At 41.8% G+C, this 22,755-nt stretch carries 19 protein-coding genes, 1 other RNA gene and 5 pseudogenes; 24 read left to right on the forward strand and 1 reads right to left on the reverse strand.

Annotation, left to right across the window (positions count from 1 at the left end; genetic code table 11):
- Positions 1-12: 12 nt before the first annotated feature.
- The 5 genes and pseudogenes from aspS (at position 13) to RCG23_RS18485 (ending at position 4,958) form a co-directional block, all read left to right on the forward strand.
- Positions 13-1,788, forward strand: a complete 1,776-nt coding sequence (gene aspS, locus RCG23_RS18465; protein ID WP_308180102.1) for an aspartate--tRNA ligase — start codon at positions 13-15, stop codon at positions 1,786-1,788.
- A 61-nt stretch (positions 1,789-1,849) separates the two neighbouring features.
- A non-coding RNA gene (ssrS, locus tag RCG23_RS18470) (6S RNA) lies at positions 1,850-2,034 on the forward strand.
- Positions 2,035-2,205: 171 nt separating this feature from the next.
- Positions 2,206-2,971, forward strand: a pseudogene (locus tag RCG23_RS18475) (ThiF family adenylyltransferase).
- A 117-nt stretch (positions 2,972-3,088) separates the two neighbouring features.
- Entirely contained in the window at positions 3,089-4,015 is a 927-nt protein-coding gene (locus RCG23_RS18480) for an ABC transporter ATP-binding protein (protein WP_308176865.1), read from the forward strand.
- A complete protein-coding gene (locus tag RCG23_RS18485; protein WP_308176866.1) occupies positions 4,008-4,958 on the forward strand; it encodes an ABC transporter permease in 951 nt (316 codons plus the stop codon). Before RCG23_RS18480 ends, RCG23_RS18485 begins: the two co-directional genes overlap by 8 nt.
- Positions 4,959-4,998: 40 nt before the next feature.
- Here the strand turns inward: RCG23_RS18485 and RCG23_RS18490 are convergent, their stop codons facing one another.
- Entirely contained in the window at positions 4,999-6,270 is a 1,272-nt protein-coding gene (locus tag RCG23_RS18490) for a replication-associated recombination protein A (protein WP_308176867.1), read from the reverse strand.
- 238 nt (positions 6,271-6,508) lie between these two features.
- On the opposite strand from RCG23_RS18490, the gene RCG23_RS18495 reads away from it, so the two are divergent.
- The 19 genes and pseudogenes from RCG23_RS18495 to RCG23_RS18585 all read left to right on the forward strand — a co-directional run bounded on the left by RCG23_RS18495 (position 6,509) and on the right by RCG23_RS18585 (position 22,739).
- The gene (locus RCG23_RS18495) at positions 6,509-6,934 is read left to right on the forward strand and encodes a YczE/YyaS/YitT family protein (protein WP_308176868.1); all 426 of its coding nucleotides are present in this window, start codon (positions 6,509-6,511) and stop codon (positions 6,932-6,934) included.
- Positions 6,934-7,200: a hypothetical protein gene (locus RCG23_RS18500; RefSeq protein WP_308176869.1), complete on the forward strand. Its 267-nt coding sequence runs from the start codon at positions 6,934-6,936 to the stop codon at positions 7,198-7,200. The genes RCG23_RS18495 and RCG23_RS18500 overlap by 1 nt, the downstream gene beginning before the upstream one ends.
- Positions 7,197-7,617: pseudogene (gene cymR / locus RCG23_RS18505) on the forward strand (cysteine metabolism transcriptional regulator CymR). Before RCG23_RS18500 ends, cymR begins: the two are co-directional and overlap by 4 nt.
- 40 nt (positions 7,618-7,657) lie before the next feature.
- The gene (locus tag RCG23_RS18510) at positions 7,658-8,800 is read left to right on the forward strand and encodes a cysteine desulfurase family protein (protein WP_308176870.1); all 1,143 of its coding nucleotides are present in this window, start codon (positions 7,658-7,660) and stop codon (positions 8,798-8,800) included.
- Positions 8,801-8,837: 37 nt separating this feature from the next.
- Positions 8,838-9,956: a tRNA 2-thiouridine(34) synthase MnmA gene (gene mnmA / locus RCG23_RS18515; protein WP_308176871.1), complete on the forward strand. Its 1,119-nt coding sequence runs from the start codon at positions 8,838-8,840 to the stop codon at positions 9,954-9,956.
- A 336-nt stretch (positions 9,957-10,292) separates the two neighbouring features.
- Positions 10,293-10,949 (forward strand): tetratricopeptide repeat protein, encoded by a 657-nt coding sequence (locus RCG23_RS18520; protein WP_308176872.1) that lies wholly within the window; start codon positions 10,293-10,295, stop codon positions 10,947-10,949.
- Between the two features lie 29 nt (positions 10,950-10,978).
- Positions 10,979-13,380: pseudogene (locus tag RCG23_RS18525) on the forward strand (ATP-dependent RecD-like DNA helicase).
- Between the two features lie 41 nt (positions 13,381-13,421).
- On the forward strand, positions 13,422-13,640 hold the full coding sequence (locus RCG23_RS18530; RefSeq protein WP_308176873.1) for a PRC-barrel domain-containing protein: 219 nt from the start codon (positions 13,422-13,424) through the stop codon (positions 13,638-13,640).
- Between the two features lie 62 nt (positions 13,641-13,702).
- Positions 13,703-13,894, forward strand: coding sequence for a PRC-barrel domain-containing protein (locus RCG23_RS18535; RefSeq protein ID WP_308176874.1), 192 nt, complete (start codon positions 13,703-13,705; stop codon positions 13,892-13,894).
- Between the two features lie 11 nt (positions 13,895-13,905).
- Complete coding sequence (locus RCG23_RS18540) at positions 13,906-14,097, forward strand: hypothetical protein (protein WP_308176875.1); 192 nt, start codon at positions 13,906-13,908, stop codon at positions 14,095-14,097.
- A 22-nt stretch (positions 14,098-14,119) separates the two neighbouring features.
- Complete coding sequence (locus RCG23_RS18545) at positions 14,120-14,254, forward strand: YrzQ family protein (RefSeq protein WP_308176876.1); 135 nt, start codon at positions 14,120-14,122, stop codon at positions 14,252-14,254.
- Positions 14,255-14,351: 97 nt separating this feature from the next.
- Positions 14,352-15,431, forward strand: a complete 1,080-nt coding sequence (locus tag RCG23_RS18550; protein ID WP_308176877.1) for an AI-2E family transporter — start codon at positions 14,352-14,354, stop codon at positions 15,429-15,431.
- A 507-nt stretch (positions 15,432-15,938) separates the two neighbouring features.
- A pseudogene (gene alaS, locus RCG23_RS18555) lies at positions 15,939-18,571 on the forward strand (alanine--tRNA ligase).
- Positions 18,572-18,647: 76 nt separating this feature from the next.
- Positions 18,648-18,914 carry an IreB family regulatory phosphoprotein gene (locus RCG23_RS18560; RefSeq protein WP_308176878.1) on the forward strand — a complete coding sequence of 89 codons (267 nt, stop codon included), beginning with the start codon at positions 18,648-18,650 and terminating at the stop codon, positions 18,912-18,914.
- Between the two features lie 2 nt (positions 18,915-18,916).
- Positions 18,917-19,333 (forward strand): Holliday junction resolvase RuvX, encoded by a 417-nt coding sequence (gene ruvX / locus RCG23_RS18565; RefSeq protein ID WP_308176879.1) that lies wholly within the window; start codon positions 18,917-18,919, stop codon positions 19,331-19,333.
- A gap of 12 nt (positions 19,334-19,345) precedes the next feature.
- Positions 19,346-19,636 (forward strand): DUF1292 domain-containing protein, encoded by a 291-nt coding sequence (locus RCG23_RS18570; RefSeq protein ID WP_308176880.1) that lies wholly within the window; start codon positions 19,346-19,348, stop codon positions 19,634-19,636.
- A 181-nt stretch (positions 19,637-19,817) separates the two neighbouring features.
- Positions 19,818-20,933 carry an endolytic transglycosylase MltG gene (mltG, locus tag RCG23_RS18575; protein ID WP_374049765.1) on the forward strand — a complete coding sequence of 372 codons (1,116 nt, stop codon included), beginning with the start codon at positions 19,818-19,820 and terminating at the stop codon, positions 20,931-20,933.
- A gap of 231 nt (positions 20,934-21,164) precedes the next feature.
- A pseudogene (locus tag RCG23_RS18580) lies at positions 21,165-21,813 on the forward strand (O-methyltransferase).
- Positions 21,810-22,739: a peptidase U32 family protein gene (locus RCG23_RS18585; protein ID WP_308176882.1), complete on the forward strand. Its 930-nt coding sequence runs from the start codon at positions 21,810-21,812 to the stop codon at positions 22,737-22,739. Before RCG23_RS18580 ends, RCG23_RS18585 begins: the two are co-directional and overlap by 4 nt.
- Positions 22,740-22,755 lie beyond the last annotated feature (16 nt).

Genomic DNA, 22,755 nt, shown 5'->3' on the forward strand with positions numbered 1-22,755 from the left:
AGGGGGATTATGATGTTTGGCAGAACCTATTTTTGTGGAGAAGTAACAGAAAAAGCAATCGGTGAAAAAGTAACCTTAAAGGGATGGGTACAAAAGCGACGCGATCTTGGAGGATTAATCTTTATTGACTTACGCGACAGAACAGGTGTTGTACAAGTTGTATTTAATCCTGATACATCACAGGAAGCGCTGGAAACAGCTGAAAAAATCCGCAATGAATACGTCCTTGATATCGAAGGCACCGTCATCGCCCGTGAAGGTTCAACTATAAATGAGAATTTAAAAACGGGAAAAATAGAAGTTTCAGCTGAGAAAGTCAGCATCATAAATGAAGCCAAAACTCCTCCTTTCATTATATCTGATAAAGCAGATGTGTCAGAGGATGTACGATTAAAATACCGCTACTTGGATTTCCGCCGTCCGGTCATTTTTGAAACGTTGAAAATGCGCCATCAGGCGACAAAGGCAATCAGAGATTTTCTTGATACGGAAGGATTTTTGGATATTGAGACACCTATTCTGACAAAAAGCACACCTGAAGGCGCAAGGGATTACCTGGTGCCAAGCCGTGTACATCCAGGAGAATTTTACGCATTGCCGCAATCCCCACAGTTGTTTAAGCAGCTACTCATGGTCGGTGGAATTGAGCGGTACTATCAAATCGCCCGCTGCTTCAGGGATGAGGATTTACGTGCCGACCGCCAGCCGGAGTTTACGCAAATCGATATTGAAACCAGCTTTATGAGCCAGGAAGACATCATGATCCTAATGGAAAAAATGATGGAAAAGGTTATGAAGGAAGTAAAAGGGCTCGAGATTGATTCTAAATTCCCGCGAATGTCTTATGATGAAGCAATGGGCCGATACGGATCAGATAAGCCTGATACTCGTTTTGGAATGGAGCTTATCGATCTTTCCGAAATCGTGAAGGAATCTGGTTTCAAAGTTTTCTCTGCAGCCGTAGCAAACGGGGGCCAGGTAAAGGCGATCATTGTAAAAGCTGCAGCTGAGAAGTATTCACGTAAGGATATTGATGCATTAACTGAATTTGTGGGACGTTATGGAGCGAAAGGTCTTGCATGGCTGAAGGTAGAAGCCGATGGCCTGAAGGGTCCTATCGCTAAATTCTTCCAGGAAGAGGAAGCACACTCCCTCCTAGCTGCACTTGAGGCTGAAGCAGGTGATTTGCTCCTTTTCGTGGCAGACAAGAAGAGTGTGGTTGCAGACGCGCTAGGAGCATTAAGGGTGAAACTGGGCAAAGAGCTTGATTTGATTGATCAAAGCCTGTTCAACTTCCTATGGGTAACTGACTGGCCATTGCTTGAATACGCCGAAGAAGAAGGGCGCTATTATGCAGCCCATCACCCCTTCACCATGCCGTTTAGAGAGGATTTAAATCTTCTTGACAGTGACCCAGGCAAGGTAAGGGCACAGGCATACGATTTGGTTCTTAATGGTTATGAGCTTGGCGGAGGTTCTTTAAGGATTTTTGAGCGCCATATCCAGGAAAAAATGTTTAGTATACTTGGTTTCTCTCCGGAAGAAGCACGGGCTCAATTTGGATTCCTTCTGGAAGCATTTGAATATGGAACGCCTCCGCACGGCGGAATCGCATTGGGACTTGACCGATTGGTAATGCTCTTGGCTGGAAGTTCGAACCTAAGAGATACAATCGCTTTCCCTAAAACAGCAAGTGCAAGCTGCCTGTTGACTAATGCCCCTGGTGAAGTATCCGAAGCACAATTGACTGACTTGCACCTGTCATTAAATGTCATAAAAAGTCAATAATTCCCTGCGGTGGATGACTTGTAAGAATATTCGCTTTATGATAAGATGAAACCAATTACAAAGAGTCCTGAAGTGTTCGTTCTTTTACCTGAAATTTTGACCAACATTATTTCTTCGGGAGTCCAGGTTTTCCAGCTGCATAAATGCCTCTATCACGAGGACTTATAAAGTCTGGGAACAGGACACCCACCTGCTGGGTGCAGGATCAAAACGAAGGAAGCTTGGGACGGCACCATTGGGGCTCTTTCCTTATTTCAAAAACTTAACCTCCGGATTTCCGGAGGTTTTTATTTTAACTTTAATGATATTAATCCTATCGATGTACTTGTTTTTATAAGTAGGTATGATATATTTTTAACGGGTAAAAGTAAATAAAAAACAAATAAGAGCTGAAATATAAAAAATGGAGTGAATAAGATGCTGCATCAATTTTCTCGTAATGAACTTGCGATAGGGAAGGAGAGGCCTTGAAATATTAAAAAACAGTTCGGTTGCTGTATTGGGAATCGGCGGTGTAGGCTCCTTTGCTGCAGAAGCACTGGCAAGGTCAGGTGTAGGCCGCTTGATTCTTGTGGATAAGGATAATGTTGATATTACAAACGTAAACCGGCAGTCCATTGCCCTATTATCTACAATAGGCAAACCAAAAGCTGACCTGATGAAGGAAAGAATTATGGACATTAATCCTGAATGTGAAGTCATCGCTTTAAAAATGTTTTATACAGAGGAAACGTATGAGGAGTTTTTCAGCTATGGCCTCGATTATGTCATTGATGCTTCTGATACGATATCTTATAAAATTCATTTAATAAAGGAATGTCTGCAGCGCAATATACCGATAATCTCAAGCATGGGTGCAGCAAACAAAATGGATCCTACAAAATTTCAGGTTGCTGATATCTTTAAAACACATACAGATCCGATTGCAAAGGTTATCAGGACCCGACTTCGAAAGGAAGGAATCCGCAAGGGTATACCAGTCGTATTTTCGGATGAAAGCCCGATTGTCATCCGCGAAGAGATTCGTAAAGAAGTTGGGAATGACAATGCAGAAATTCGTAAAGCGAAAATGCCTCCTTCATCAAATGCATTTGTACCATCAGTTGCTGGCTTAATTATGGCGAGCTATACTGTGAGGGACTTATTAAAATCGATAAAAATAATGCGAGTATCGGATAAATAATACAGTGACTCCCCGTTATTAAAGGCGGGGAGTTTATTTTTTTAGATTTAATAAAGCATTTAAGGTAAACTATAAAAGGAATGTTTTGGAAGTTATATAAATGAGAGGAGAAACAGTTTGGAAACGATTGTTGAATTAAAGAATGTAACTAAGACGATTAAAAAAAGAAAGATTATAGACGATATTAGCTTCAAGGTGGAAAAGGGAGAAGTGTTTGGTTTTCTGGGACCCAATGGAGCGGGGAAAACAACTACGATCCGAATGATTGTCGGGTTAATGGGGATTACTTCAGGGGACATCACGATTGGTGGAGCAAGCATTAAAACCCAGTTTGAAGAAGCTGTCAGCCATGTCGGTGCGATTGTCGAAAATCCTGAGATGTATAAATTTATGAGTGGATATGAAAATCTTGTCCATTATGCGAGAATGTCAAAAGGCATAACAAAAGAAAAAATAGATGAAACGGTTGAATTGGTAGGCTTAACGGACAGAATCCATGACAAAGTAAAAACTTACTCGCTAGGCATGAGGCAAAGACTTGGGCTTGCTCAATGTCTCTTGCATGACCCGAAGGTTTTAATTCTTGATGAGCCAACTAATGGGCTGGACCCGGCTGGCATTCGGGAAATTCGTGATTATTTACGCCTTTTGGCGAGAGAAAAAAACATGGCAGTCATCGTATCAAGCCATTTATTATCTGAAATGGAAATGATGTGTGACAGGATTGGAATTATTCAAAACGGCCGTCTGATCGATGTTCAGCTCGTCCATGAATTTGTTCAAGGAACGGAAACCGTTTTTGAAATAGAGGTAACCCCGGCTGACGAGGCAATCGCCATGCTTGAAGGGGCATTTTCCGGTACTGCGTTTAAACGGTCCAGAAATGGTATTACTGCTGAATTAAATAAGGAGGACATACCAGCGATTATAAAAATGCTGGTGGAGTGTGGACTTCAGATTTATGGAGTAAAGGAAGTGCCTAAAACGCTGGAGGACAGGTTCCTTGAAGTTACAGGTGAAAAGGAGGCTCCAGTCCATGTTTAATCTAGTAAAAAATGAACTGATGAAAATTTTTAAAAGACCGGGTACATACGTGATGATCGGAATTCTCGTAATCATCGCTTCAATTGCTGCAGGGTTCATCAAGTACCAGGAGAGCGGAAATGAAAAAGCAGGCAATCCGCAATGGGAGCATTCATTAAAGCAGGAAACAGAGTCTTCCAAAAAACAGCTCGAAAATAGTAATTCCAGGCTTGAAAAAGACTATTTAAAAAGACAAATTACAATTAATGAATATCGTATGGAGCATCATATTTCACCAGAACAAAAATATTCATTATGGGGATTTGTGACTGATGCATCACAATTGATTCAATTAGCAGGGTTATTTACGATTATTGTGTCCGCAGGTATTGTCGCCAGTGAATTTAGCTGGGGAACGATCAAGCTGTTGCTGATTAGGCCGATTAAACGAACCAAAATTCTTTTAGCGAAATATATTGCGGTCCTTTTATTTGCACTTTTCCTTCTGGCAGTTTTGTTTGCCTATTCAACTGCCATCGGTGCGGTATTATTTGATATACCGGATAAGGCATCGCCATATCTGAATTACTATAATGGCAAGGTTACAGAACAAAACATGATTCTTCATCTTATGATTTATTATGGCCTGAATTCAGTAAGCATGATCATGCTGGCAACGATGGCTTTCATGATTTCTTCCGTATTCCGGAACAGCTCACTTGCCATTGGGTTATCCATCTTTTTGATGTTTACGGGCGGACAAATTACGAATCTATTATCCTTAAAATTTTCATGGGCAAAATATGTTTTGTTTGCGAATACCGATTTAATGCAGTACTTTGAAGGAACCCCAATGGTGGAGGGTATGACACTTCCGTTTTCAGTTATGGTTTTAGCCATCTATTTTCTAATTTTTCAGCTGCTCGCTTTTTATGTATTCCAAAAAAGAGATGTCGCTGCATAATAATTTCAATAGAAAAAGGCTGGCCACTGCGGCCAGCCTTTTACTTGTTTTTTGAAAGCTTCTCATAAACAGCAGAAAGTGCCTGTTCAAACTTTCCTGTCATTTTCGGAATGTAATATTGGCGATTCTTTAATTTGTTAGGCAGGTATTGCTGTTTCACCCAGCCGGAATCGTAATTATGTGGGTACAGATAATCTGTGCCTCTGCCAAGTTCTTTTGCTCCTTTATAATGGGCATCTTTGAGATGATCAGGAACCTCTCCAATATTCCCCTTATGGATATCGGACATTGCGGCATCAATCGCTGATATGGCTGAATTTGATTTGGGAGAAAGGCAAAGCTCGATTACGGCATTAGCCAAAGGAATCCGTGCCTCAGGAAAACCGATCCGTTCGGCTGTTTCGATAGCTGCGAGTGTCCGTGCTCCCGCCTGCGGATTGGCAAGTCCGATATCTTCATAAGATATTACAAGGAGCCTTCTACTGATGCTGGGCAGATCACCTGCTTCGATTAGCCTTCCCATATAATGCAGTGCTGCATTTACATCGCTGCCTCGAATTGACTTCTGAAAAGCGGAAAGGACATCGTAATGCGCGTCCCCATCCTTGTCATGTGTGAAGCTTTTTTTCTGCAGGCATTCCTCCGCGGTATGTAAATCGATATGAATGATCCCGTCTCCGTCTTCATCAGTTGAGAGAACAGCCAGTTCAAGTGCATTCAGTGAGCTGCGCACATCCCCATTCGATGCTGCCGCGAAATGCTCTAAGGCTTCATCGGATATTTGAAGCTTTAGCTTTCCAAAGCCACGTTCTTCATCATTAACTGCCCTGAGTAAAGCTGTTTTTACTTCATCAGGAGTCAAAGGCTTGAGTTCGAAAATCTGGCATCGGCTCCGAATCGCCGGATTTATAGCGTGATACGGATTGCTGGTTGTAGCTCCAATTAACACGATCATTCCATTTTCCAAAAAAGGGAGTAAAAAATCCTGTTTGCCTTTATCAAGCCGGTGCACTTCATCCAACAGCAGAATTACTTTACCAGACATTTTTGCTTCTGCAGCAACAACTTCCATATCTTTTTTATTGCTTGTAACTGCATTCAAGGTCCGGAACGCGTATTTGGTGCTCCCCGCAATTGCGCTGGCAATGGAAGTTTTGCCAATGCCGGGCGGCCCATATAGAATCATCGATGTAAGCTGTTTTGCCTTTACCATCCTGGCAATTATTTTATCGTCAGCCACGAGATGCTGCTGTCCGACTATTTCTTCAATAGTCCGGGGTCGCATACGAAAGGCTAAAGGTTTTTGCTGCATATGCAATCTCTCCATTTTTAACATGGTCACAGTAACACTTTAACCATAACATTTTATCCACTAAAAGGATATTAAGAGGAATTTACTTTCCTAAAGGAAATGATAGCTGCCGTAAAAGTTCTGGATGAATTCATATGGACAAAGAAATATGCTATAATTTCAAATGCCTATCAAATTACTATGGATTTTGATAAAATTTAATGGAATTAGGGTCATTTCATGAGAGAGCAGGATGAATATGCTGGAAAATAGAACGGGGCAAATCGGCTTTCGGTTTCTCGTCTACTTTATTGGATTATTAGTGATGTCTCTTGGAATTGTATTCTTAATTAAAAGCAATCTCGGGGCTACACCATGGGATATTCTTCATGTGGGCCTGTTTAAACATTTTGGTTTAACGATTGGAAGCTGGTCTGTCATCATGGGGATCCTTATTTTAACTCTTGCAGCAGTGCTATCAAGAGAAATCCCGCATATTGGCGCATTCTTAAATATGCTCCTTGTCGGTGTATTTATTGATTTCTATATGCTGCTTCCTTTTATGACAACTCCCTCTGCCATTATCGGGAAATTAGCCATGTTTATTTCTGGAATAATTTTGATGACTTATGGAATGTGCATTTATATATCAGCAAACCTGGGTACTGGCCAAGAGACAGCTTAATGCTGGCTCTAACCGTTAAAACCGGATGGAAGGTAAGAAACGTCAGAGGTGTCATTGAATTACTGGTGCTGGTTATTGGCTGGAGATTAGGAGGTCCTGTGAACTGGGGAACCATATTATTCAGTGTCTTAATCGGTCCCTTAACAGGCCTTGCGCTTCCGCAGTGTGACAGGCTTGTAAGCAGGATTCTAAATAGAGTTAAGAAGAGAAAACAAACTTCATTGACAGTATCAGATGAAGAATTGAGTAGGGGTGTAGAACGATGAAAATTTCAACGAAGCGGCCGTTACGGCCTGACTATAATGATAGAACTTGCAAGAAAGTATGGGGAAGGGCCAATTTCACTTAAGGCTATCGCCCAGGCAAACGACCTTTCAGAGCATTATCTTGAACAACTGATCGCTCCGCTTAGAAATGCTGGACTGGTTAAAAGCGTACGTGGGGCATATGGAGGATATATTCTAAGCGATCTTCCCTCAAAGATCACGTCTGGGGATGTGATTCGTGTTCTTGAAGGGCCAATAAGCCCTGTCGAAGGAATTGAAGATGAAGAGCCCGCAAAAAGGGAGCTTTGGATCCGCATCCGCGATGCAATTAAGGATGTTCTAGATAATACAACCCTAGAGGATTTGGCCAGCCATAGTGAAGATGGAGAATCGGACGCTTATATGTTTTATATTTAGTCGAAAATAGAATTAATGAAAAATAAAGAAGGTGATTTATGTGGAACGGATCTATATGGACCATGCAGCGACATCACCGATGCATCCAAGGGTAATTGAAAAAATGATGGAAGTGATGAATTCGCAATTTGGCAATCCTTCCAGCATCCATTCTTTTGGGCGGGAAGCTCGCAGCCTGCTTGATACTTCCCGAGAAACGCTTGCAAAAAGCATTGGAGCAAAAGAGAATGAAATTATTTTTACAGGCGGAGGGACGGAAGCGGATAATCTTGCCATCCTGGGTGTGGCCGAAGCGTATCAGTCTAACGGCAAGCATATTATTACTACACAAATCGAACACCATGCTGTCCTCCATACGTGCCAAAAGCTCGAGAAAATGGGATATGAGGTTACCTATTTGCCGGTGGATAAAATAGGGAGAATTTCTGTTAATGATTTAAGTGCCGCTCTTAGGGATGATACGATTCTGGTTACAGTTATGTATGGAAACAATGAAGTAGGAACTCTTCAGCCAATTAGGGAAATCGGCGAGCTATTACAGGGACACCAGGCTAAATTCCATACAGATGCTGTCCAGGCTTACGGTCTTGAGAAAATTGACGTAACGGAGTGCCTGATTGATTTAATGTCGGTGTCCGCCCACAAAATTAATGGTCCAAAGGGAATGGGATTTCTTTATGCCAAAGATGGTGTAAAGCTGTCACAGCGTCTGTTTGGCGGTGAACAGGAAAGAAAGAGGCGTGCAGGAACGGAAAATACTGTTTCGATTGCTGGCTTCAGGGAAGCGGTTCTCATTGCGCAGAAGGACCAGGAAATAAAAAGGGAAGCATACCGGCAGTATAAAGAAATATTTATTGAAAAGCTTCAGCAGCTAGGCGTGGATTTTGAGCTGAACGGATTACTTGATAATTCACTGCCCCATGTATTAAACTTAAGCTTTCCCGGGACAAATGTTGAAGCGATGCTCGTAAACCTTGATTTGGCAGGCATTGCCGTTTCAAGTGGATCAGCATGCACTGCTGGATCCATTGAGCCTTCACATGTTCTTGTTGCTATGTTTGGAAAACAGTCCGAGCGTCTAATCAATTCGATCCGTTTTAGCTTCGGCCTTGGTACTGACGAAAATCAAGTACTAAAAGCTGCAGAGGAAACGGCGAAAATTGTTAACCGCTTGAAAAAATAAACTCTAGGCTATTTTGCTGTAATGTGAGGTGAAATTTATGGAAAAGAAGGATCCTAAGGATACACGGGTTGTTATTGGCATGTCCGGAGGGGTGGATTCCTCTGTTGCGGCTCTTTTATTAAAGCAGCAGGGCTATGATGTTATCGGTATATTCATGAAAAACTGGGATGATACGGATGAAAATGGAGTATGCACTGCGACTGAGGACTACAACGATGTGATCCGGGTATGCAATCAAATTGGCATCCCTTATTATGCTGTGAATTTTGAAAAACAATATTGGGAAAAGGTGTTTACCTATTTCCTGGATGAATATAAAGCGGGAAGAACTCCGAATCCCGATGTCATGTGTAACAAAGAAATTAAATTCAAGGCATTTTTAGAGCATGCCATAAAACTTGGCGCGGATTACCTGGCAACCTGCCACTACGCCCAGGTAGAATTCAGGGATGGGGAATATAAAATGCTCCGCGGCCTTGATGAAAATAAAGACCAGACGTATTTCCTTAACCAGCTGACACAGGATCAGCTTAGCAAGGTAATGTTTCCAATAGGAAACCTGGAAAAACCAAGGGTGAGAGAGCTTGCTACTGAGGCTGGCCTTGCCACAGCAGCAAAGAAAGACAGTACAGGCATTTGCTTTATTGGTGAAAGAAACTTTAAGGAGTTCCTGGCGCAATACCTTCCTGCCCAGCCCGGCAATATGGAAACGCTGGAAGGGGAAATAAAGGGAAAACACGATGGATTGATGTACTATACGATCGGCCAGCGCCACGGGCTTGGCATAGGCGGCTCAGGCGATCCCTGGTTTGCCATTGGTAAAGACCTTGAACGAAATGTTCTATATGTAGGACAGGGATTCCATAATGAAAAGCTGTATTCCCATTCAATCAATGCAGTGAATATCAGTTGGGTTTCCGATGCAGCGAAGCCTGAAACCTTCGTATGCACCGCAAAATTCCGCTATCGCCAGGAAGACAATAAGGTCACAGTTAAGGTCCTTGATAATAATCGTGCAGAAGTTATCTTTGCCGAGCCAATCAGGGCGGTAACACCTGGACAGGCTGTCGTATTTTATCATGGAGATGAGTGCCTCGGCGGCGGTACAATTGACGATGTTTTCAAAGACGGCAAACGCCTAACGTATGTAGGATAATAATCAAACCCCGGTTTCGAAAAGAAATCGGGGTTTTCCTTTTTTCATTTTAAACAGTCGCAAAGATTATGCTATACTTTCAACTGTAAAGAAGAATAGGCTTTTATAAAACTGCTTATTGCGTTGAAAAATAATTTATTGTCTAGCTTCAGCACCTAACCCCTCGGGGTCATAAGCCAAATCACTCCAGAAATCAGGACAAGAAGTCCTGCGGGAGCATCCGCATCGCACGAAGGAAAAGCGTTAGCTTTTTCGAGGATGACTGCGTGATTCGTCTTATGCCTGTCGGGGGTGACCAAGGCGCTTACGCTTTTCTGTGAAAGTGAGTGATTCGACATGGATAAAAACCAATTAGGAATTCAATATATGCAGGAGGGTAAATGGGAAGAGGCGGCAAAAATATTCAATGAAGCCATTGAAGAAAATAACGCTGATCCAGTTGCCTATATCAATTTTGGGAATGTACTGGCTGCGGTCGGTGAGGAAGAAAAAGCGATGAAATTTTATGAAAAAGCAATCGAGCTTGATGAAAATGCTGCGGCTGCTTATTATAGTGCGGGCAATCTTTACTTTAATCAGGAGCGTTTTAAAGAAGCATCAAATATGTTCGAAAAAGCCATGAAAATAGGCCTTCAGACAAGTGATAATTATTTTATGCTGGCAATGTCACTTATTCAGTTGGAGCAGAACAGACTTGCGCTTCCGTATTTGCAAAGATGTGTAGAACTGGATGAAAATGATGCCGAGGCCCGCTTCCAATATGGAATGCTTCTTGCCCAGCAGGAGCTGATTGATCAAGCAATTGTTCAATTTGAAAAGTGTACGGAGCTTGAGCCAGAGCATGCTGATGCGTTTTATAATCTTGGCGTTGCATATGGACTTCAGGATCAGGAAGAGAAAGCTCTTGCTATGTTCAACAAGGCTCTTGAGGTACAGCCTGGCCATCCGCTTGCAAGCTATGTGAAAAAGGTAATTGAACAAGGAGAAAAGTAAAAAGCCTCAGTCAGAAAGGAGGGGAGCAAATGAGCAAACAGGACTCACTGGATTTGTTTGAAGAGCAGGGGAAATTTGTTAAAGGCAGGCATTTGGTCACTATTTTTCATAATGAACAAAATCTTTACACCGTTATGAGAATCCGTGTTGAAGAAACGAATGATTCATACGAGGATAAAGAGGCTGTCATTACAGGCTACTTTCCAAAAATACATGAACAAGAAACATATATTTTTTATGGAGAGTTTAAAGACAATCCGAAATTTGGTGTCCAATTTCACGCAAGCCACTTCCGTAAAGATATGCCCCAGACAAAACAGGGAGTTGTCGCATACTTATCAAGTGACCTTTTTAAAGGGATTGGGAAAAGGACAGCTGAAAATATTGTGGATGCCCTGGGTGAAAATGCGATTACAAAGATTTTGAATCAGCCTTCCCTGCTTGACTCAGTTCCGAAGCTTCCTCCTGAAAAAGCAAAATTATTATACGATTCACTGATGGAACATCAGGGGCTCGAGCAAGTAATGGTAACGCTAAATTCCTTCGGATTGGGCATCAATTGGCAATGAAAATTTACCAGTCTTATAAAGAGGAAACAATCGAAGTCATCCGTAAAAATCCTTATCAGCTTGTAGAGACTGTGGAGGGCATCGGTTTTGGACGTGCTGATGAACTCGGCTATCAGCTTGGAATTTCCGGCAGCCATCCAGACCGGATCAAAGCGGCTTGCCTGTATACGCTTGAATATGAAAGTATGCAGACCGGGCATGTCTTTACACATGCAAAGGAACTGCTCGAGAAAGTAAAGGCGCTGCTTGAGGAGAACAAACGAGATCAAATCGAGTTTACTGAAATCTCTGGTCAAATTATCGCCCTTGAAGAAGAAGGGAAATTAATTGTTGAAGATAAGCGGATTTATCTTCCATCTCTCTATTTTTCCGAAAAAGGGCTCGTTACAAGTATCAAGAGAATTTTGCAGCAGACAGAATACGCAGAGCAATTTCCAGAATCAGAATTCCTGCTGGCATTAGGAAATTTGGAAGAAAGGCTCAAGGTTGAATATGCACCGACCCAGAGGGATGCGATTCAAAAGGCGCTGATGTCGCCGATGCTTATTTTAACAGGCGGACCCGGAACAGGGAAAACAACGGTAATAAAGGGAATTGTCGAACTCTACGCTGAACTGCATGGGTGTTCACTCGAGCCAAAGGATTATCAAAAAAAGGACGAGCCATTTCCTTTTTTACTTGCAGCCCCTACAGGAAGAGCAGCAAAACGGATGAGTGAATCAACAGGACTTCCTGCTGTCACAATACATAGGCTGCTTGGGTTCAACGGCACCGAAGGATTTGATCGTGATGAAGCAAGTCCCCTTGAAGGGAAAATCCTGATAGTAGATGAAACTTCCATGGTTGATATATGGCTGGCAAATCAACTGTTTAAAGCACTTCCGCCTCATATTCAGGTTATTGTTGTCGGTGATGAAGACCAATTGCCCTCTGTTGGCGCTGGCCAGGTATTAAAGGATTTACTGCAATCCGAACGAATACCGACTGTCCGATTAACAGATATTTACCGCCAGGCTGAAGGTTCATCCATTATCCAAATGGCCCATGCGATTAAAAAAGGATTTTTGCCTGAAGATGTCGCGGTTCAGAGCAAGGACAGGTCATTTATAAAGTGCTCTGCACCACAGCTTGCACAGGTGGTCGAAAAGGTAGCCCTGAATGCGAAAAAGAAGGGTTATTCTGCGAGGGATATTCAAGTGCTTGCCCCCATGTACAGAGGACCTGCAGGTATTGATCGTTTAAATGTGCTTCTCCAGGAAATATTCAATCCTAATCCGGATGGTACAAGGAAGGAATTAGCTTTTGGTGATGTAAAGTTTCGAATTGGCGACAAAGTACTTCAGCTTGTTAACCAGCCGGAAAGCAATGTTTTTAATGGGGATATCGGTGAAATCGTTTCTATTTTTTATGCGAAAGAAAATACGGAAAAGCAGGATATGGTTATCATTTCCTTTGAAGGAACGGAAGTAACCTACACACGCCAGGATTTGAATCAAATCACCCATGCATATTGCTGTTCTGTCCATAAATCACAGGGGAGCGAGTTCCCGATTGTCATTTTGCCTATTACAAAAGGTTACTACAGAATGCTGAGAAGAAATCTAATTTATACAGCCATTACAAGGAGCAAACAGTTCCTAATTCTTTGCGGGGAAGAAGACGCACTTAGGATGGGGGTTGAGCGGGCAGACGAGCAGAGCAGGCAAACAACTCTTTGTTTAAAACTCCAGGAATCCATTTTCGAGGGTCTCTCTTCTGAAGAAGATACGGAAATTTTATCAGGCATTTCTTATGAAGAAAGGCTTATGGATGCCGATCCGATGATTGGAATGGAAAACGTTACCCCTTATGATTTTATATGATTTGGCTGAAACTAGGAATGTTCGGAAAGGCGGGAAACACTTTGCGGACATTTTTAACAGTCAACGGATTGCCAATATACAATTTATCAACCGGAAAAAGAGTTGGGCATGTTTGTGATATCAACATTTCAAACGGTAAAATTAAAGGGCTGATTGTAAAAAGAGGCGCATTTTTCAAACAATCTTGTTTTCTGGATATAAAAGACGTATCATTCTTCGGACAAGACGGGATCATGATCGAAAATGAAGAGGCCTTTTAAAGCAAGCGCCGCCTCCCGAAAATACCTTTGCACATCATAATTCCATTAGCGGAAAAATGATTATGACGAAAAGGGGTAATTCGGTCGGTTTATTGAAGGATGTATATTTCCTGGAAGAATTGGGCACAATCGTAGGGTACGAATATACGGACGGTTTCTTTTCTGAACTTTCGGAGGGAAAACGAGTGATTAATTCCGTAGAGCCGCCGGCGATTGGAAAGGATGCCATCATCGTCGACGCTAATCCGATGTGAGGTGTCTTTCCATGTTCAAATGTCCAAACTGCCAAAGCAAGGATATAGGGAAAATAGGCATAAATCAATACTACTGCTGGGGCTGCTTTATTGAACTAACTGTTTCAAAAGGTCTTATCCTAACCCATCAGGTCGAAGAAGATGGTACATTGAGTTCATTAGACGACTTGTTTGAAGAAGAAGATCGCCGTTACACCCTATAAATTTTAAGTAGAGGTGAAACGCATGAATAGAATGATTACCTCAGCTATTGCCTTTGGTGCTGGCATGGTAGCCTATAATTATGTACAAAAAAATAACATGATGTCGGGCCGCCAGATGAAAAAATGGCAAAGGAAAATGACCCGCGCCCTATTTTAATTTCCATCCCCCTCTTTTTCCCAGAGGGGGATTTTGTATTTTTACTGAATAATTCCTTCTTCTTCCTCCAAAAATAAGGCTAAGGAGGCATATACTGTTGGATATTCGAATGAAATGGTATTACCGTATTGGTTTTATACTCCTTTTATTAATTGCTATATACGTTTTTTTGAAAATCCGCTTTGTGTGGATGCCTGTTTTACAAATAGCCTTCCTTATTCTCTTGCCGTTTATCATTGCTGGTTTTATTACTTATCTGCTCCATCCAGTAGTTGAAGGCCTGCACGAAAGAGGGCTGCACAGAGGGCTCGCCATTTTTTTGATCTATTTCATTTTTTTTGGAGGGCTTGGTTTTCTATGCTATAAGGGAATACCCGCTTTTATCAGCCAATTAAAAGAATTGTCGGAAAGTGCTCCATTTCTGGCAGAACAGTACAGGCAATGGGTTCATACCTTGCAATCTCATACAGCAGCCTGGCCAGATGGCCTGCAGGGTAGAATGAATGATGGTATTGCCGCCTTCGAAAAAAAATTGGACGCCCTTCTGTCGATAGCGGTTGGAATACTGCTGCGTTTTTTTAATTCTGTGCTAATCCTGGCGCTGATTCCATTTATCGCTTTTTATATGCTGAAGGATTTTAATATGATAAAAAAAGCAGTTTGGTACATGACTCCAAAAAAATGGCGCCATCAGGGCATTCATTTTTTGAGGGATGTGGATGCCTCATTAGGTAGCTATATAAGGGGACAGCTTCTCGTCTGTGTCATTATTGGAGGAATTTCATCCCTGTTATTTTGGATGTTTCATCTAAAATATCCGCTTCTTCTAGGGGCCATTATTGGAATTACAAATGTGATACCTTATTTTGGTCCTATAATTGGAGCAGTGCCGGCGATGATTATCGCGGCAACAATGTCTCCTAAATTAATTATTACGACTTTAATCATCATTTTTGGCCTCCAATTTCTTGAAGGAAATATATTATCGCCCTTTATTGTTGGCAAGAGCCTTCATATGCATCCGCTATTAATTATGCTTGCCCTCACGGCAGGTGGAGAGGTGGGCGGTATAGTAGGTTTGATTCTTGCCGTACCGGTGCTCGCAGTTTTGAAGGTGGGTGTGATCCATGCGAGGGACCATTTCATACATGGGAAAAGCAAACAGCCGTCGTCATAGAAAAATACAAAAAGCCTCGCTTTTTGCATTATTGTCTTATGATTGATTGACAAACGAAAATAGGCTGGCTATAATTCGGCTATAGAATATTAATTTCGAACATGTTGAAGGATCAAGTATGTTATAGTCCATCAGAACGTGCCAGCACGCGTAAGAGAGGAGCTTCCCAGGCTGAAAGAAGCTTCAGATGAAGGATAACAGAAAGCTAATCCGGAGTGCAGCTAATCACTGCCGTTGAGCCGCGTTAAGGCGATTTTGAGAGATGGATGCTATGCATTTTGCATTCATAATCAGGGTGGTACCGCGAGCATGCTCTCGTCCCTGTCAGGGATGAGGGCTTTTTTGTGTTCTTTTTTGCAAAAAAAGCGTAAGAGCCCTGGTTAGCTCCGACAGGCATAAGACGAATCACGCAGGAAATCCTGATTTCTGGAGTGATTTGGCTTATGACCCCGAGGAGCTGGGCGCTGGAGCTAGATTAATAAAATAATTTATAGGAGTTGAGTTATTATGAAAAATTTATCCGGTTCACAAATACGCAGAATGTTTTTAGATTTCTTTAAGGAAAAAGGGCATGCGGTTGAACCTAGTGCTCCACTTGTTCCACATGAAGATCCTACCTTGTTGTGGATTAACAGCGGTGTGGCAACTTTAAAAAAATATTTTGATGGGCGCGTCATTCCTGCTAATCCTCGGATTACAAATGCACAGAAGTCTATCCGTACAAATGACATTGAGAATGTCGGAAAAACAGCCCGCCACCATACTTTCTTTGAGATGCTTGGTAATTTCTCTATCGGAGATTATTTTAAGGAAGAAGCAATTGAATGGGCATGGGAGTTCTTAACTGATAAAAATTGGATTGGATTCGATCCAAACCTTTTATCTGTAACAATCCATCCAGAGGATCATGAAGCTTTTGAACTTTGGAATAAAAAAATAGGTGTACCAGAGGAGCGTATTATTCGCCTTGAAGGGAATTTCTGGGATATCGGTGAAGGTCCAAGTGGCCCGAATACAGAAATTTTCTATGATCGCGGAGAAGCTTATGGAAATGATCCAAAAGATCCTGAGCTATACCCAGGCGGTGAAAATGAGCGTTACCTCGAAGTCTGGAACCTGGTATTTTCACAATTCAACCATAACCCGGATGGTACATATACACCGCTTCCAAAGAAAAACATTGATACCGGAATGGGATTGGAAAGAATGGCTTCTGTCGTCCAAAATGTTCCGACCAATTTTGAAACTGACCTGTTTATGCCAATCATCCGTGCAACTGAAGAGATTTCAGGTGTTCCGTATGGTGAAAACAAAGAAAATGATGTGGCGTTCAAGGTTATTGCAGACCATATAAGAACTGTTGCATTCGCAGTCGGGGATGGAGCATTGCCATCAAACGAAGGAAGAGGCTATGTCCTGCGCCGCCTTCTGCGCCGAGCTGTAAGATATGCAAAGCAAATAAACATTAACCGTCCTTTCATGTTTGAACTTGTTCCAGTTGTTGGAGAAATCATGTACGATTTCTATCCGGAAGTAAAAGATAAGACAGAGTTCATCCAAAAAGTAATTAGAAACGAGGAAGAGCGTTTCCATGAAACACTGCATGAGGGGCTGGCTATTCTTGAAAATGTTATGAAAAAGGAAAAAGAAAAGGGCAGTGACACAATAGCAGGAGCAGATGTTTTCCGCCTGTACGATACATACGGATTCCCTGTTGAGTTAACAGAAGAATATGCGGAAGAAATGGGAATGAAAGTGGATCACGCCGGATTTGAAGCTGAAATGGGGCTTCAAAGGGAACGGCACCGTGCTGCACGCCAAGATATGGATTCAATGCAAGTACAGGGCGGGGTATTAGGTGATTTGAAAACTGAAAGTACCTTCGTTGGGTATGAGCAGCTTCAAGCATCTTCTATTGTTTCTGCTATCGTTAAGGACGGCCAGCTTGCAGAAAATGCTTCTAGTGGCGAAGAAGTTCAGCTTATTCTGGACCAAACACCATTTTATGCAGAAAGTGGCGGGCAAATTGCTGACCGCGGTGTGCTGGAAGGTGAAGGTGTTAAGGTACTAATAAAGGATGTTCAAAAAGCACCGAATGGCCAAAACCTGCATCGGGCAGTTGTTGAAGCAGGTACATTAAAAACAGGGCATCAGGTTACAGCCTTTGTAGATGAAGAAAACCGCATTAAAGTGATTAAAAACCATACAGCGACACATCTTTTGCACCAGGCTCTGAAGGATGTTCTGGGAATCCATGTAAATCAAGCCGGCTCCCTTGTGGAACCTGACCGCCTTCGTTTTGACTTCTCGCATTTTGGGCAGGTCAAGCCGGAAGAACTTGAAATGGTAGAAAAGATTGTGAATGAAAAGATTTGGAAAAACATTCACGTAGATATTAGTTTAAAACCAATCGCAGAAGCAAAAGAAATGGGCGCGATGGCGCTGTTTGGCGAAAAGTATGGTGACATCGTCCGGGTTGTAAAGGTTGGAGATTATAGCCTTGAGCTTTGCGGCGGATGCCATGTTCCAAATACATCTGTTATAGGACTTTTTAAAATTGTTTCCGAAAGCGGGATTGGTGCTGGCACACGAAGGATAGAAGCGGTAACAGGTGAAGGGCCTATCAATTATTAAATGAACAGGTTGGCCTTTTGAAGGACGCAGCTGAAAAAATAAAAACCAGCCCTAAAGAAGTTGTTAATCGCCTTGACGCTTTACTTGCTGAAATGAAACAGCTTCAGCGTGAAAACGAATCCCTGGCTGCAAAACTAGGTAATATTGAAGCAGGAAGCCTTGTTTCAAATGCCAAGGAAATCAATGGTGTTACCGTCCTGGCTGCTAAAGTACAAGCAGCAGATATGAATAATCTGCGAAATATGGCAGATGATTTGAAATCGAAGCTTGGTTCTGCCATAGTGCTATTAGGGAGTGTGCAGGAAGGGAAGGTCAACCTTATTGGTGCTGTCACAAAAGATTTAATTGATAAAGGTTACCATGCTGGCAAACTCATTAAAGAAGTAGCAACAAGATGCGGCGGCGGAGGCGGCGGACGCCCTGATATGGCTCAGGCAGGCGGAAAGGATCCGGAAAAACTGGATAGTGCGCTTCAATTTGTCGATGAATGGGTAAAATCAATTTGATAATAAAGCAAAGTAGTGTAAAATGAAGGTAAATAAGGATGGTTCTCACCGCTATTAAAATCGCGAGGTGCATGTAATGAGCTCATTTGATAAAACGATGAGATTCAATTTTCCAGAAGAGCCTTTCGAACATGATGTCAATGAGGTACTGTACCAGGTATATGAAGCTCTCCAGGACAAGGGTTACAATCCCATTAATCAAATTGTGGGCTACCTTTTATCCGGGGATCCTGCATATATTCCCCGCCATCGGGATGCCAGAAACATCATCCGTAAGCTTGAACGGGATGAAATTATTGAAGAACTGGTAAAATCCTATTTAAAACAGCAACGAGAGGTTTAATAATGCGCACAATGGGTTTGGATGTGGGCTCTAAAACTGTCGGAGTTGCCGTCAGTGATGAGCTGGGCTGGACAGCACAAGGGCTGAAAACACTCAAAATCGATGAAGAAAAAAATGAGTTTGGTTTTGAGGAAATTGGTCAATTAATAAAAGAGTATGAGGTAAGCAAGGTTGTAATTGGCCTGCCTAAAAACATGAATGGCTCTATTGGACCGCGTGGTGAAGCCAGCCAGCGTTTTGCAGCCGAAGTGGAAACAAGGTTTGCCGTTCCAGCTGTTTTATGGGACGAGCGCCTTACCACAATGGCTGCAGAACGGGTACTGCTAGAAGCAGACATGAGCAGGAAAAAGAGGAAGAAAGTCATTGATAAAATGGCTGCTGTTCTTATTTTACAAGGCTATCTAGATAGCAAAAACTAATGAGGTGACGATATGAATCACGGAGAAAATAATATTACAGTAGTAGATGAAGAAGGTAACGAACAATTATGTGAGGTGCTTTTCACATTTGACTCAGAGGAGTTTGGCAAGTCTTACGTTCTTTACTATCCAGTAGGAGCAGAAGAAGACGATGAGGATGAAATCGAAATCCATGCATCGGCTTTTATGCCAACTGAAGATAATGCTGACGGCGAGTTAATGCCAGTCGAATCAGACGAAGAATGGGATATGATTGAAGAAATGCTGAACACCTTCCTTGATGAACAAGAAGAAGGCGAATAATTAAATTCCAGAAAAAACCGGCAGAAAGTTTTGGTCGGTTTTTTCTTTTTGACGGACAATATTTCTGCTTAAATTGACATTTTTCGCTGTGTATGCTCAAATTATTACGTGCCAAATAACGTATGGGTTTATTATATGATTATCATTTTAACAGCCCTGCCAGACAACGAGGGGGAGCAAATTGATATTTGATACAATAATTAAGAAACTAAAAGAGCTTCTAAATGAAGAAGGAAAATCAAAAAGGAAAGTAATGACCATTGCTGCAGCCATTATCATAGCGGCTGCTGTTATAAGCGGCGGAGGCTATATGTATTTTAAGTCTGCATTAAAGCCAGTCAGCCCGGGGAGCAGAGAGCAAAGGACGGTTGAAGTCCCAATAGGTTCATCGGTTTCCGGTATAGCCAGTACCCTTGAGGATAAAGGCATTATTAAAGATGCCCACGTTTTTAAACTCTATGTGAAACTGAACCACGAAGCAGGTTTTATGGCAGGGGAATATCAATTAAGCCCATCCATGACTGTACGTGAAATTGTTAAAAGTCTAAAAACAGGGAAAGTATTTCAAAAAGAGACAGTCAGGGTCACCATTCCAGAAGGAAAACAACTGAAGGAAATTGCTTTAATTCTTTCGAAGGCCGCAAATAAACCGGAGACGGATGTCTTTAAAAGGCTGAATGACCGGAATTTTATCCAGTCTCTGATAAAGGAATATCCGGATGTGCTTTCGCAGGATATATTGAGCAAAAATGTAATATACCCTCTGGAAGGCTACCTATTCCCTGCTACTTATCCATTTTATAAGGAAAAGCCGACAGTAGATGAAATGGTCAAGGTTATGCTTGATAAAACGCAAATTGTTATAGAGGCATATAAAGGCCAGATGAAACAGAAAAACCTCAAGCCTCATCAGCTGCTAACTATGGCATCACTTATTGAGGAGGAAGCTACTCAAAAAGCGGATAGACATAAAATAGCGAGTGTTTTTTACAACCGTATAGCAAAAGGGATGCCGCTTCAAACAGATCCTACTGTCCTTTACGCCCAGGGAAAACATAAGGATCGGGTTTTTTATAAGGATTTAGAAGTGAAATCTCCATACAATACTTATAAAAATTCTGGACTTCCGCCTGGACCGATTGCGAATGCAGGAAAAATGTCGATAGAAGCCGCATTAAATCCTGAAAAAACCGACTTTTTATACTTTCTTGCTGCTTCGGATGGAACGGTTATTTTTACTAAAACACTTGATGAGCATAACAGGGAAAAAGCAAAGCATATTTCTAGTAAAAAATAATGTCGTTTTATGGGGGAAAAGTTCGCTTTTTCCCTTCTTTTATGTTAAAATTGTTCAAGTGTTTTAATTCATTAAACTCTCGATAGCGTAACTCACAGTCAAGCAAGGATGATGCAGTTTTCTGCTCCGTTACCGCATAAATTGGAACATTTATGCCACCTCCTTACTGTGTACGCTATTTTTTCATGTTTAAAGAAGATTGTATTCTACGGATAGAGGTGAGGCAGCTTGATGAATGATAAGCTGCATTCTTATATAGAAAATCTTATACCCGCACGGAACGGATTGCTTGTGGAAATGGAAGCCTATGCAAGAGACAACGGTGTCCCCATCATGGAGTTAGCAGGGATTGAAGCGCTTCTTCAGATTCTCCGTCTGCAAAATCCAAAAGCTATTCTTGAAGTAGGAACAGCGATAGGTTACTCCGCATTAAGAATGTCCTATGCAGTTCCAGATGCGAAAATCGTTACAATTGAGCGGGATGAAGAACGGCTGCAGCTGGCCGAACAATTCATTAGCCGTTCCGGCCAGGATAAGGAAATATTGATTATCAAAGGCGATGCGCTTGAAGTGGAAGCGGAAATCAGCATCCATGCCCCATACGATGCAATTTTTATTGATGCAGCAAAAGGGCAGTACAAGAAGTTTTTCGAACTTTATTCGCGCTATTTGCATGAAGACGGAATCATTATTACAGATAATGTCTTATTTAAAGGCCTTGTATGTGAAGATGATATTGAAAATAAACGAATCAGAAATCTTGTCAAAAAAATTAATGACTTTAACCATTGGCTCATGGAGCATCCTGATTATCATTCAGTCATTTTGCCAGTAGGGGATGGAGTGGCCAGTCAGTAAAAAAAGAGGTGATCGTCAATGAAAAAACCAGAATTATTAGTTACGCCTGTAACGGTTGAGGATATAATCCCTTTAGCAGAAGCAGGAGCTGATGCATTTGTGTTGGGAGAACAGCGTTTTGGCTTACGTCTTGCCGGTGAATTTAACCGCGATGACACAAAAAAGGCGATTGAACTTGCCCATTCAAAAGGGAAAAAGGTATATATAGCAATGAATGCTATTTTCCACAATGAAAAGATCGAGGAATTAAAGGATTATACTCGTTTCGCGTCGGAATCAGGTGCGGATGCCATCATTTTTGGTGATCCTGCGGTATTAATGACCGCGAAAGAGGTTGCGCCGGAAATGAAGCTGCACTGGAATACTGAAACGACGGCCACAAATTGGTATACATGCAATTACTGGGGAAGAAAGGGCGCAAAAAGAGCTGTCCTTGCCCGTGAAATCAATTTGGATGCCATTGTTGAAATGAAAGAGCATGCTGAAGTTGAGATAGAAGTGCAGGTGCATGGTATGACTTGTATGTTCCAATCAAAACGTTCTCTTCTTGGGAATTATTTTTTATACCAGGACAAGGCAATGGAAATAGAAAATCGTAAGCAGCAGAAGAATATGTTTTTGCATGATAAAGAACGGGAAAATAAATATCCGATTTTCGAAGATGAAAATGGAACCCATATTATGAGTCCGAACGATATCTGCGTCATTGATGAGCTTGGTGAAATGCTAGAGGCTGGCGTGGATTCATTTAAAATTGACGGCATATTAAAAAGCCCTGAATACATTCTTGCAGTTACAAAAGCATACAGAAAAGCTATGGATTTATACTTTGAAGACCCTGAACGTTATGAAGAAGAAAAGGAAAACCTTTTATCAGAGCTGGAGGCAATTCAACCGCCTAACCGTCCATTTGATACAGGATTCTTCTTTAAAGAAACAGTTTATTAAGTAATAGAGGAGGTAT

Origin of the sequence: Neobacillus sp. PS3-34 (genome assembly GCF_030915465.1) — a bacterium.
Lineage (GTDB): Bacteria > Bacillota > Bacilli > Bacillales > Cytobacillaceae > Neobacillus_A.